This is a genomic window from Clostridioides sp. ZZV15-6388 (genome assembly GCF_020657755.1).
GTDB lineage: Bacteria > Bacillota > Clostridia > Peptostreptococcales > Peptostreptococcaceae > Clostridioides.
Genome location: NZ_JAGWCU010000013.1, coordinates 45,763 through 59,397, shown reverse-complemented (window position 1 = coordinate 59,397; position 13,635 = coordinate 45,763). Strand labels below are relative to the sequence as shown.

The 13,635-nt window shown below is 28.5% G+C and carries 12 protein-coding genes and 1 riboswitch; all 12 genes read left to right on the top strand.

Going from position 1 to position 13,635, the window contains the following annotated elements:
* Positions 1-6 precede the first annotated feature (6 nt).
* The 12 genes from KGF48_RS10125 to KGF48_RS10070 all read left to right on the top strand — a co-directional run bounded on the left by KGF48_RS10125 (position 7) and on the right by KGF48_RS10070 (position 13,635).
* Positions 7-957, top strand: a complete 951-nt coding sequence (locus tag KGF48_RS10125; RefSeq protein WP_227839010.1) for a ribose-phosphate pyrophosphokinase — start codon at positions 7-9, stop codon at positions 955-957.
* A gap of 850 nt (positions 958-1,807) precedes the next feature.
* Positions 1,808-1,893: riboswitch (cyclic di-GMP riboswitch) on the top strand.
* Positions 1,894-2,055: 162 nt separating this feature from the next.
* Positions 2,056-2,565, top strand: coding sequence for a prepilin-type N-terminal cleavage/methylation domain-containing protein (locus KGF48_RS10120; protein ID WP_227868017.1), 510 nt, complete (start codon positions 2,056-2,058; stop codon positions 2,563-2,565).
* Between the two features lie 146 nt (positions 2,566-2,711).
* Positions 2,712-4,388, top strand: coding sequence for a GspE/PulE family protein (locus KGF48_RS10115; protein ID WP_227842875.1), 1,677 nt, complete (start codon positions 2,712-2,714; stop codon positions 4,386-4,388).
* Positions 4,389-4,399: 11 nt separating this feature from the next.
* Positions 4,400-5,608, top strand: coding sequence for a type II secretion system F family protein (locus KGF48_RS10110; RefSeq protein WP_227868016.1), 1,209 nt, complete (start codon positions 4,400-4,402; stop codon positions 5,606-5,608).
* 15 nt (positions 5,609-5,623) lie between these two features.
* Entirely contained in the window at positions 5,624-7,330 is a 1,707-nt protein-coding gene (locus KGF48_RS10105) for a PilN domain-containing protein (protein ID WP_227868015.1), read from the top strand.
* Positions 7,323-8,240 (top strand): type 4a pilus biogenesis protein PilO, encoded by a 918-nt coding sequence (gene pilO, locus KGF48_RS10100; protein WP_227868014.1) that lies wholly within the window; start codon positions 7,323-7,325, stop codon positions 8,238-8,240. Before KGF48_RS10105 ends, pilO begins: the two co-directional genes overlap by 8 nt.
* Positions 8,241-8,266: 26 nt before the next feature.
* Complete coding sequence (locus KGF48_RS10095) at positions 8,267-8,833, top strand: prepilin-type N-terminal cleavage/methylation domain-containing protein (protein WP_227868023.1); 567 nt, start codon at positions 8,267-8,269, stop codon at positions 8,831-8,833.
* A gap of 38 nt (positions 8,834-8,871) precedes the next feature.
* The gene (locus KGF48_RS10090; protein WP_227868013.1) at positions 8,872-9,399 is read left to right on the top strand and encodes a prepilin-type N-terminal cleavage/methylation domain-containing protein; all 528 of its coding nucleotides are present in this window, start codon (positions 8,872-8,874) and stop codon (positions 9,397-9,399) included.
* Between the two features lie 20 nt (positions 9,400-9,419).
* Positions 9,420-10,931: a hypothetical protein gene (locus KGF48_RS10085; RefSeq protein ID WP_227868012.1), complete on the top strand. Its 1,512-nt coding sequence runs from the start codon at positions 9,420-9,422 to the stop codon at positions 10,929-10,931.
* A 105-nt stretch (positions 10,932-11,036) separates the two neighbouring features.
* Positions 11,037-12,119 carry a type IV pilus twitching motility protein PilT gene (locus KGF48_RS10080; protein WP_227829102.1) on the top strand — a complete coding sequence of 361 codons (1,083 nt, stop codon included), beginning with the start codon at positions 11,037-11,039 and terminating at the stop codon, positions 12,117-12,119.
* The gene (locus KGF48_RS10075; RefSeq protein ID WP_227839017.1) at positions 12,100-12,882 is read left to right on the top strand and encodes an A24 family peptidase; all 783 of its coding nucleotides are present in this window, start codon (positions 12,100-12,102) and stop codon (positions 12,880-12,882) included. Before KGF48_RS10080 ends, KGF48_RS10075 begins: the two co-directional genes overlap by 20 nt.
* Positions 12,883-12,984: 102 nt before the next feature.
* Complete coding sequence (locus tag KGF48_RS10070) at positions 12,985-13,635, top strand: prepilin peptidase (protein ID WP_227839018.1); 651 nt, start codon at positions 12,985-12,987, stop codon at positions 13,633-13,635.

Below are 13,635 nucleotides of genomic sequence, written 5' to 3'. Positions count from 1 at the left end.
ACATAAATGAATACTAGCGGAAGCGAGATTAAAATTATTGCAGGTAATTCATCGAAAGAGTTAGCACAAAAAATAGCTGACTATATAGGTGTATCAGTGCTAGACTGTGAAGTAGGTACGTTTAGTGATGGTGAAATATGTGTAAACATGAATGAGACAGTAAGAGGTTGTGATGTGTTTGTAGTACAATCTACTAATAGTCCAGTAAATGATAACTTAATGGAGTTATTAATCTTAATTGATGCATTAAAGAGAGCATCAGCAGGAAGAATAACAGCAGTTATTCCTTACTATGGATATGCAAGACAAGACAGAAAAGCTAAGGCAAGAGATCCAATCACTGCTAAATTAGTTGCAAACTTAATAACTGCTGCTGGAGCAGATAGAGTATTAACAATGGATTTACATGCTGCTCAAATACAAGGATACTTTGATATACCATTAGACCACTTACTAGGTGGAACAATATTAGCAAATTACTTCAATGAAAAGAAAATAGAAGATTTAGTAGTAGTATCTCCAGACTTAGGAAGTGTTACTAGATCAAGAAAATTTGCTAATACTTTAAATGGAGAAGTTCCAATAGCTATAATAGATAAGAGAAGACCAAAAGCTAATGTATGTGAAGTTATGAACTTAATAGGTGATGTTAAAGGTAAAAATGTTATACTATTAGATGACATGATAGATACAGCAGGAACAATAGTTAATGCTGCAAATGCACTTAAAGAGTTTGGCGCAAAAGATGTTTATGCTTGTTGTACTCATGGTGTATTATCAGGACCAGCTATTGAAAGAATTTCTAATTCAGAAATAAGTGAGTTAATAGTCCTTGATACTATACAACTTCCTGAAGAAAAAAGAATAGATAAGATAAAAATAAAAACAGTGGCTCCTTTATTTGGAGATGCCATAAGAATGATATTCTCTAATGAATCAGTAAGTAAATTATTTTAATTAATTAGATTTATAAGAGTTGCTTAAAAAAGATGTAAGTTTTTTAAGCAACTCTTTTTTGATATCTAATTTATGTATTATTATAATTTATTGGAGCTGTATGTGTGTATGTAAAAGTAAATGTTTCTTGTAAAACATGTAGATGAGTAATTAAAAACTAAATTTAATAAAAAATACAAAATTATGAATTTTATGAATATAAAAAATATTTAGAAAAAGTATTGAAAAAAATTGAATTATGTAGTATTATGTAAATATAAATTAAAGAAAGAGGTGTTTCCAATGGGAAGGAATGAAGATGAACCCCTAATAATTAAGTGATTCAGTCACAATCTAAAGTAAATATAAAAATCTATTGAAAGTTTATTTATAAGAATTGAAAATAGTATCTATTCTATATCTTTAGTGTTTGTGAGAGGGTTCTGGATTATATAAAGTTACTGTAAAGAAAGTAATTTTGCACAATAAGCATACCTGTAAATGAAGAGTTTCATTTATATAGTGATTGTGACTGAATCATAACTGCAAGAATATAGAATGTTTATATATAGATATTTTTGATAAAATACTATATTGTAATAGCTTTTAGCTTTCAAATAAATATTAGCAAAGGATGGAAATGACAATGATAAAACTAAATGATAATTTATAAATATCTCCTTACGATATATGATAATTGTAGGGAGATGTTTCTTTTTTTGTATAGTATAATTACTTTCAGAAATTATGTTTGAATATGTTAAAATTTGGTATATATAAATAATATAAACTGTATTGCTAAAATGTGGTAACTATTATATAATATAAGTGGATATGTATCTCTATTATGAGTTATATATCATTCTAAATTTAATAAAATAGAAACGTTGATGTATGTTCTGTAATGTGGGCACCTTGGAACATATTGAGTTAGTGGTGCAACCGGCTATGAAATTGTATTTATGATACTTTTATTTTCATAGCTTTTTTTGTTCAAAGAAATAGTTATATGTCATGAATAAATCTGGTTGGTACGTGTAAATAATTTTACTTAGATTTTTAACCAGATATATTATAAGTAAGTATTAATTTAAAATATAAAATTGAGGGGGAATAAAAATGAAGTTAAGAAAGAATAAAAAAGGTTTCACTTTAGTGGAATTATTGGTAGTAATTGCAATTATAGGAATATTAGCAGTGGTAGCAGTTCCAGCTTTATTTAGTAATATAAATAAGGCTAAGGTAGCAAGTGTTGAGTCTGATTATAGTTCAGTTAAGAGTGCAGCATTATCTTATTATTCAGATGAGAATAAGATGCCAACTAGTGGTAGTTTAGATACTTTAAAGACTTACATGGATACTCTTCCAGACAAAGCAGATATAGGAGGAGGATATGAATTACTTTTAGTTAACAACAAATTAGCACTAAAGGTAGGTAATGGTACTCCTGCTAATGGAGTTACATTAACAAAAGCGCAAATAGAGAAATTATTAAGTGATTTAGGACCAAATAAAATATACACAGATAATAAACTGGAAACTGATTTAGAAAAAGATTCAACAGTAAAAGATGGGGCTCTATATATAGTTCTTATAGATAATGCTGAAATGGATTCAACAAATAATTAAAGTAATATTTTTATAAGAAATATTATAAACTTAATGAAAGATATAATAAAAAAGACAGGAAGAAAATCTTCCTGTCTTTTATACTATTTTATTTTATATCCAATCATAAATGGTGGTATAATTGAAATAGTAAAGGAGTGAAATTTGTGGCTAAAAAAGTTAGAATAGGAGACAAACTGGTTGAAAAAGGATACATAACAGAAGACCAGCTTAAATGGGCATTATCAGAGCAAAAAAATAGTGGAAAAAGACTAGGAGAATTTCTAGTACAAGAAGGACTTATAGATAGTAACTTATTAATAAGTGTATTAAAAGAACTTTTAGATATAGAAAGTGTATTTTTAGAAGGAACAGAAATAGATACATTAGCTACAAAGATGGTTCCAGAAAATATATGTAAAAGATATACTGTATTTCCGTTCAAAATCGATGGAAATAAAATATGTTTAGCCATGTCAGACCCACAAGATAGAGAAGCAGTTCAAGATGTAAGACGTATGTCAGGTAAAGATGTCGAAATATTTATATCAAGTGCAGAAGATATAAACAAAGCAATAGGTCATGCCTATGCACATTCAGAAATAAATAAAGCAATGACTGAATACAACAAAAACAAGACTGGTGGAATTAGAGAAACAGTAATCCTTGAAGAGGATGTAAATGCTGCTCCAATAGTAAGGCTAGTAAATAATATACTAGAAAATGCTGTTAGAATGGAAGCAAGTGATATACATATAGAACAAAGTGAAAATTACATGCGTGTTAGATTTAGGATAGATGGAATGTTAAGAGAATATATGAGGATGAACTCTGCGCCATACAAGGCAGTAATAAGTCGTATAAAAATAATGTCAGATATAAATATATCTGAAAAGAGGATTCCACAAGATGGTAGAATATATTTAAAAGTAGATAATAAACCGATAGATTTTAGGGTTTCTACAATGCCAACCAATAGGGATGAAAAGATAGCCATGAGGGTACTTGATAAGAGTAATTTTATGGTAAGTAAAGAAGTACTAGGAATAGATGAACATGGCTCTAAAATATATGACGAGTTAATAAATACCCCTTATGGGCTTATATTAGTTGTTGGACCTACTGGAAGTGGAAAAACTACTACATTATATTCAATGCTAAATCAATTGAATACAGAAAATAGAAATTTATTGACAATAGAAGACCCTATAGAGTATGAATTACCTGGTGTAAATCAATCTCAAATAAATGAAAAGGCAGGACTTACTTTTGCTAGTGGGCTTAGAGCTTTTATGCGTCAAGACCCAGATATAATAATGGTTGGAGAGATAAGAGATACAGAAACTGCCGAAATAGCAATTAGAGCCTCTCTTACAGGACATTTAGTTTTAAGCACATTACATGCAAATACAGCAGTTGGAGCAATTTCACGTCTTTTGGATATGGATGTGGAAAGTTTTTTGATAACTTCATCTCTTTTAGGGGTAATATCTCAAAGACTGACACGAAAAATATGTGAGCATTGTAGAGTTTCATATGAAGCAGATACTGGAGAAAAAAAGGCTCTTGGTATTGATATAAACGAATCAGTAACTATCTATAAAGGGCAGGGCTGTGAAAGATGTAATAATACTGGATATAAGGGACGTCTAGGTATATTTGAAATGCTTGAAATTACACCAGAAATAAAAGAGCTAATAGACTCCTCTGCAAATCAAAGAGAAATTTTAAAGTTAGCTAAAAAACAAGGTATGGTTAGTCTAAAAGAGGATATAGTTAAAAAGGTTTTAGGTGGAAAGACAACAGTAGAAGAAATGATTAGAATAATTTTGATGACTGATTAAAGGATGATATTATGAAAAGTTTTAAGTATACAATAATAAAAGAGGATGGGAAAAAGCAAACTGATGTGATTGAAGCTAATGATTTTAATCAAGCTAAAAGTCTTCTTAGAAAAAGAAATCTTAGAGTTCTTGAAATCAAAGAAAGTAAAAGTAAAAATATAAATATATCTTCTAGAAAGAGAAGAAAAGACTTAGGGGCTGACCAGATAAGCCACTTTTGCAGACAGTTTGCTATTATAGTGTCTTCTGGTATAAATAGTATTTCTGGATTAGAAACATTAGCAGGAAGGTCAACTAATGTTACATTAAGAGAAGAAATAAATCGTATAGTAGCAGAGATAAAAGTAGGTTCTACTATTGCTGATTCAATGCTTGCACCAAAGTCGAAGTTTCCAAAGTTACTTGGTGCCATGGTAGCTACAGGTGAAGCTACAGGTAAACTAGATGAAGTATTAAAAAGTATGGCTTCATTTTATTCCAGTGAGCATAGAGTTAAGCAAAAACTTAGAAATGCGGCTACATATCCATTAATAGTTTTGATTTCTTCATTTATAATGATTTTTATATTTACAGCATTTATGGTACCTAAGATGATTAATTCAATTACAACAGTAGGTGCTACTCTTCCACTTATAACAAGGATTGTTATGGGATTTGGTACGTTTATGAAGACATTTTGGCCAATAGTACTTTTAGCTATTATATTGTCTATTTACCAATTTCAGAAGTATCTAAAAACACCAGTTGGTAGAGCTCAAAAGGATAGAGTTATAAATAAAATTCCTGTTTTGGGAAAAGGGATAAACTGCATGGTGGCTACACGATTTTCAAGAGCATTGTATCTATTTGTATCAACAGGATATCCATTAGTACAAGGGCTTGATTATATCATAGATAGTGTAAATAATACTATGGCAGAAAAGATTTTAACATCAGCAAAAGATGGAATAACAAGAGGTGAAGGTCTAGCAGAAAACTTACAAAGATATACGTATTTTGATTCAGTTTTAGTGCAGATGATAGCAATAGGGGAGCAGACAGGGGAATTAGAGAACATAAGTAGACAGATGGCCGAATTCTATGAATATGAATCCGAAATTTATCTAAATAGAATGGCATCAATGATAGAACCTGTTTTAATAATTGCAGTTGGTATTATAGTTGCGGTACTGGTTGTATCAATATTCATGCCAATGCTTAGTATATATGATGCTATGTAGGAGGGAAAACAACAAATGAATAAGGTTTATGTATCATATTATGGGGATTCTATATCCATAGTTGAAGGCAGATACAAACATGATAAAGATAAGTTTTATATAAAAAACTTTAATGTATTTTCAATAGAGGATATTGCTCAAGATTTTTCTAAAGAAAAGTATGCTCTATTGAGATATGCATTAGAAAATGTAAAGTTAAAATCAAAACACATAGTGTTTTGTTTGAATACGAGAGATGTAATTCTAAAACCTCAAAAGTTGCCTAAGATGGATAAAAAAGATTTAGATGGATTTATGAAGCTAGAAATGGATGAAATGATGGCTTTAGAATCAGATGAGTATGTATTTTCATATGAAGTATCTAGTGAGATATCTGATAGGTCAGAAGGAGAAGAGGCTAGTTTAAATCTGATTATTGGAGCTATAAAAAAGGAAGAAATAAATGCAATTGTAGATATAATACATGAATTTGATTTGGTATTGGATAGAATAGATACATTATCAACGGCCTATTTAAGAATTCTCAAGAACTTAGATTACAATGATATAATGGTGACAAATATAAGCGATAATAGCACAATTATAAACATATATAAAAAAGATACTTTATTTATTAGTGATAATATACCGATAAGAATAACTGCTAAAGATATGGAAATGCAATTATTAAATGTGGTCGAAGAGTCAAAAGGACTTATGAATTACTATTCGTCAAGAAACTTTGGTAAGGTAACAGATACTATATTGATATTGGGGAAAAGGTACTCTAATAAATTAATTTATGAGGCTTTTAGTTCTGCATTTTCAAACTATGTTTCTCAAGGTCTTACAGAGATAATGGATATAGCTGATATGGTATCTGGTGATATAGATGAAGATGATATAAATTCAATTGTAGAACTTTTAGGTTGTATGATAGAGCCTAAAGGTAAAAAAGATTTTGAAAATATAAATTTTCTACCAATGGATATACTCAGAAAACAAATGAAAGCTAAACAAATAAAAAGTGTAATGAAGATAGCGCCCGTAGTTATTTTAGTGGTTTCTATTCCATATTTATGTTTAATTTTTTCAAACAGTTTAGCTAATAAAGAACTTGAAAATGTAAATGATGAAATAAGGAATATTGAATCTGCTTACTATCAAATTGGAAATATAGAAAAAATGATACAAAGTAAAACAGAAGAAATAAAGGTATATGATATGTTAATTGGGAAAAAGGTTAAATGGGAAAATCTATTAGATGATATAGATAAAAATACTCCAAGTAGGGTTGAACTGACAAGCTTATCAACAACATATCAAGGAGTAGGAACAACTAATAAAACTGAAAGCTCAGACAACAGTAAAACTAATACAAATAATGATGAAGCTAAAACAAGTACAAATACAAAAAGTAATAATAATGAAAGTAAAAATAGTAATGACTTAAATGAAGATAAAACTGTAAATGTGGCAGAGGCGTTAAATGGTAATGAGGAGTCTGATAGTAATACAGAAGCAGATGATAAGACTCCATTATATGATAAGATACCAAATGTTTTGAATATAGAGGGAAATGCTAAGGATTCTTCTTATGTAGGGCAATTTTTATATAAATTAAAGGGATTGTATTATTTTGAGGATGTTAAACTGCATAGTATAAAAAGCAATGGAGAGGATTCCAACTATACATTTAATATGACATTATACCTGAAAGAAGGTGTATTGACTAATGAATAAGGACATATTTAAAAAAGATAAAAAAGATATAAAAGATATATTTAAAATGGAAGTTAGTCTAAAGGGAATTCTTATAAAAGTTGTAATTTTACTTGCTATTTTATCCTATGGATATTTTGGACTTTATCCACAATATGAGAAATATGTTTCTACGAAAAATTCTGTAAAACAAGCTACACAAAAATTAAATACATATAAAGAGAAAACAGCTCTTATGCCAAAATATGAAAAACAACTTAAAAATATTGAGAATGAATTAAATGAAAAAAGTAAAAATCTATTATATGATATGCAAGATGGTCTGTTTCTAATTGGTTTAGACAAGAAAATGAAAACATATAATATTGACTTAACTAGCTATGATGTTGGAAACATTAGAGAATATGAACATTTTTATGGAATATCAACAACAATAAGTGTTAGAGGGGACTATAGAAATGTTAAAAAATTGATGGCTTATTTAGAAGAACAAAAAAATGTTACTCAGATATTAGACTATACTATGACTTCATATATAGAACCAGAAAAAGAAGAGCAAGAGACAACAAGTAATAAAGATCTAATAAAAAATGTGAACATAAATAAAGATACAAAAATATATTGGGTAGAAGGCGAAGATAAATGGCATTTATATAATGACTGTCCATTGATAAAAGAGGGAGAAATTCTTAAGAATGACAAACTTTTAGATAGGTCAACAAGTTATCTATGTAATACATGTGTACTTAGAGCTGCAACAGAAAAAGAAACAAAAAAAGAAGTAGCGACTCCAGAAGCAGAAGGTGTAGTAGAGGCTACGTTTAAATTTATAATGTATACGAAAGAAAATACTACAATGGTACTTGATACAGATAATCCATCTTCATGGAGACCAGGAAAATATAATCCATTTAAATCTAGTGCAAAATAAAACCAAAGAGGTTTTAAAGATAGGTGATGAGCTTGTACAAAAACAATGAAAAAGGTCTTACTTTATTAGAAATAATAGTGGCTGTATTTATATTGACTATAGTTTTAAGCATTTCTTATAAAGTATTTAATGGTATAACATCAGCAGTAAAAAAACAACAAATCATTACAGATGCTCAAGTAAATATTAATTTAATTAATAAATATTTAAATAGAGACTTAGAAAACTGTAAGGATGTAACAAAGAACAGTTCAGGTAGCGGTTATGAATATAATATAGAAACTCCAGAGAATACAGTAAAGTATGAAGTATCTATAGAGACCAAAAACAATACAGGAGTATACTCTGTAACAAGAATCCAAGAAAATACCACTAATATTGAAGATGCGCTTAGAGAAGAAATAATCTCTAATCAACCATTAGTTCAAAACAATAAAGAAATGAAGGAAACACCATTTAAAATAGAAAAACAAGCTGATAAATCTATTTATACGGTAAGTGTATATTATAATGAATCAGCTCAAGAAGGCCAGAAAAGCAGTAACTTAAATAATAAGACTTATACATTTGATGTTATGTCAAGAATTGGGTAAATGAAAATTTATTTAAAAAATAAGTAGGTTGATAAAATATGGGTAAAAAGAGTAATGAAAAAGGATTTTCTTTAATTGAAGTATTAGTAGCTATGGCGATTATGGGAATTATATTATTTGCATTTTTTAATATTATCAATACTAATGAAAAGGCCAACACTAAAAATGAAGCAGATATAAGTTCCTTAAATTATGTTCAAAGTGAAATAGAGAATTTAAGAGAGAAAATAAAAAGTGGAACATTTGATTTTGACAGTATAGATAAGCGAGAAGATGGAACGGTGGAATATGAAAAATTAATAGATAAATCAAATAAAGTTGTATATGATAAAGTACTTAACAAGGATGATGTGAGCTTGTATGATACTCCATATAAAGAGATTACAACAATAGAAGATAAAGATGGCAATATAATTGACAAGGAAAGTATTACAAACAAAGTAAAGGTTATTGTAGAGGATAAAAGTGGTCAAATATACAAAATAACTGCAACAGGGAAAAGCATGAATGACTATTCAAGTAAAAAAGAAGTTAAAATTGTAACTGAAATATTTAAAGATAAATAATTTTACTTGGGGGTGAGATTTTGAGGAAGTGGAATAAGATAAAAAACGAAAGAGGAGCGGCGTTAGTTTTAGTTTTGGTTGTAGTAGCATTGCTTTCTATTGTTGGGGTGACATTTTCAAATCAAATAGCTAATAGAATAAAGTCTACAAAGACTACTAATGAGGGTATACAGGCCAAGTATTTAGCAGAGACATGTGTGGAAAATAGTGTTGATAAAGCATATGAAAAGTTGTATGATGAGCTTGAAAAAATAGATAATGAGTTTAAAAAATATAACAATAAGGAAAATAAGGTAACTTCAAGAACAGTATCAAATGAGAATAAAGAGGAAAATCTTGAAGAAATACAACTTAATTATATGAATAATATAAAATATTATCTAGCTACAGCTTGTAAAGAGTTAGAGAAAGCAAGAGATGAACTAATAGAAGTAGAAAAATTAGGTATTATGCAAGATGGTGATGCGAATATGGTTCACTCTTCTATTGATTCAAATAAAAAATTTATATTAGCGTTGGGTGAGAAATACAATACTGGTGATATTTCTAATATAACACGACAAAAATTAGAATCAGATATTGATAATATGGTTAATTATGAATCAAAGCTTTTAGGAAATGATATGATGTTTAAATTCTTTTTAAAAGATGGTAATGTTGAAAAAGATGAACATATTGATAATGCGTTTATACACACATATAAAGCTTTGGATAAAATTTCTTTAGCTATACAAAATATGAATGAATATAGGCATACGATATTTCATCGTAATTCGTCAAAAGTAGAAGTTTTAGATGAAATTCCAAATCAAACACAATATTTAGAATTGATACAAAGGGATTTGATTGATAGAAATTGGAGTAAATGTTGGGATGAATTGAATGAATATATAGAAGAAATTCCAAATAGAAGCAAAGAATTAAATGATTTGAGAGCTAAATTATTTGATAATGTACAAAAGTTTGAAGTTCTAAGTTTAAATATATCTAAAGGAGAAAAAAATACATCAGAAAATTATGTACAATACAAGAATCTATTATATGAAATTATAGAGCAGTTTAATAAAATCAAGATTGAAATGTACAGAGAGCTACCTTCAAATTTTGATGCATTTGGATTAAGTGAAACTTTGAAACAACTTCAAAGAGAAACACTGACAGAGATAAAATGTAGAATAAAAGAACTAAAACCTCAAGAGGTGGCTAAAACAGAAGATATATCTTTAAAAATACCTTTTTATAAAGCTGAATATGATGCGACAAAAGAAGATTGGTTAAATCTAATTGAGAATGGATATAGCACAGAGATGAAATTTACAGTTACTGGAGATAAAAATGGAATAACTGAGATAGAACCAGAGAAAATCGAAAAAATCATTCCTGGATTAGGTGAGGAAGTAAATTCAAATTCAAAATATAAAGTTCAGGCAACTGTAAACTTTAAAATCAAGAAAAATGAGTCAGATAACGATAATATAAAAGATATAATTTCAATTAGTCATGACATAAGTTCATATAAAAAAATAAACTAGATACAAATAAAAGATAATTTAGTGTAAATTAAGTAATAAAATAACCTTATGTATTTATTACTAAAAAAGTAAGTAAACTAATAGAAGATATGGAGAATAAATATTATGTATATTTATGATTTATTAGAACAAGGTATAAGATTGAACGCATCAGATATACACATAACAGTTGGTACAAATCCTGTAGCTAGAGTCAAAGGAGGATTTGTAAAGCTAAGTGAACAAATCTTGACACCAGAGATAACAATGCAAATGGCCAAAGACATAGCAGGGGAATCTATGTTTAAAGTAATAGAAGAACATGGAGAAGCTGACTTTTCAGCTTCTCTAAAAACTGGAGAAAGATTTAGGGTAAATTCCTATAGACAAAAAGGAAATTATGCGATAGCAATAAGAACTATAACAGCAGAAATACCAACTTTTGAGAAACTAGGACTTCCAGAAAACATAAAATCCTTTACTGAAAGACATAAAGGATTGGTTTTAGTTACAGGGCCTACAGGAAGTGGTAAAAGTACGACACTTGCAAGTATGATAAATATAATAAATGAAACACAACAAAAACATATAATTACACTAGAAGACCCAATAGAGTATGTCCATCACCATAAACAAAGTTTAGTAAACCAAAGAGAAGTAGGAACTGATACAGAAAGTTTTCACTCAGCTCTTAGAGCTATTTTACGTCAAGACCCAGATGTAATTCTAATAGGGGAAATGAGAGACCCGGAGACTGTGTCAATAGCATTAACAGCCGCAGAAACAGGACATCTAGTATTTTCAACACTACATACAGTTGGTGCTGCTAAGACGATAGACAGAATAGTGGACATGTTCCAGCCAGCTCAACAACAACAAATAAAAACTCAATTGTCTACAGTTTGTGAAGGGGTAGTATCACAACAATTACTTCCTACATCAGATGGGAAAGGTAGGATAGCTGCAATTGAATTGATGTTTGCAACACCAGCAATAAAAAACCTAATAAGAGAAGGAAAAACATATCAAATTCCAAATATGATACAAACTGGAGTTAAAGCAGGTATGAAAACTATGGATCAAGATTTGATGGAACTTTATAAAAATGGAAAGATTACAAAAGATATGGCACTTAGTAGATGTACCGACCAAGAATTTATGACTAGAATGATAGGTGGCGTAAATTATAATGGAAATTATAGTCGTTAATTTATATGTATTTGTAGTTGGGATAGTATTTGGAAGTTTCTTTAATGTTTGTATTTTTAGGATTCCAGAAGGTATATCTATCTCTAGCCCCCCATCTCATTGTATGAGTTGCAATACTAGACTAAAACCTATGGACTTAATACCAGTTTTTAGCTATTTAATGAGCGGTAGAAAATGTAGGTATTGTGGTGAGAAAATTTCTAGCAGATATGCTATAGTAGAGTTAATTACAGGAATTTTATTTTTAACAGTGTTTATAGTTTATGGAATATCTATATCGACTATTTATTATTTGGTTCTTGTATCTTTATTAATTGTAATAACATTTATAGATATTGACCACTTTATAATACCAGATAGGATACTAGTTTTTGGAGCTATATTTGCTATAATTTTTAATCTCCTACTAAAAGAAGTTTCAATTAAAGATTCAATTATAGGTGCTTTTGTATGTGGAGGAAGTGTTTGGCTTATAGTAGTTCTAATTGAATTTATAATAAAAAAAGAATGCATGGGTGGAGGAGATATTAAACTATTCGCAATGTTAGGCTTATATATGGGTACTAAAAATGGTCTTTTAACAGCTTTACTGAGTGTTTATGTAGGAGCAGTATATGGAATTTGTGTGATAGTTTTTAGTAAGATAAAGGGAAAGAAATACAATTCTGTTATACCTTATGGGCCATTTATATCAATTGGAGCATTGATAACAATTTTATTTGGAAGACAATTACTTGAATTTTACTTTTCTATACTTATGTAGATGATAGTTAAATTTAATGTAATTTTAATTTTTATAAAAGTGAATTAAAGTAATCAATAAGGACAATATTATTATTAACCCTACTACAGAGTACTGTAGACTATGGAGTATATAATAATAATTTCCTTATTTTTTGCATATTTGATAAATAAATCCTTATATATTTTTTGTGATGGAGTAAAGAAAAATTCGTATAATATGCTTTTTATTTACATAGTAACTGTAGTTTTATCTGTATTAATATATCTAAAATTTGGGATTAGTGCAGAATGTGTACAATACATAGTATTAATTCCATTTTTAATAATTATATCTATTATAGACTGCTACACAATATATGTATATGATATAACAATAGTTAGTGGTATAATAGTTCAAGGTGTAATTTTTTTAATCTTTTGCAATATAGTACAAATTGACTATATAAGTCATATATTTGGACTGGCAATAGGTTTTATTATACCTTATATTATTGCTAAATTTACAAAAGGATTAGGCTATGGAGATGTAGGTCTCTATAGCTTATGTTGCTTTGCATTGGGAAATAATTATGGATTTTATGTGATAGTTTTATCATTTATTTTAGCATTTTTATTTTTTGTTATTTTATATGGAATTAAAATTTTTAAAAATATAAATATCAAAAAACAAATTCCTTTTACACCATTTATTTCTCTAGCGACAATTATAATAATATTTACAGAGTATAATATATTTGATTTTTATTATAGTTTGTTATATAAATTTCTATAA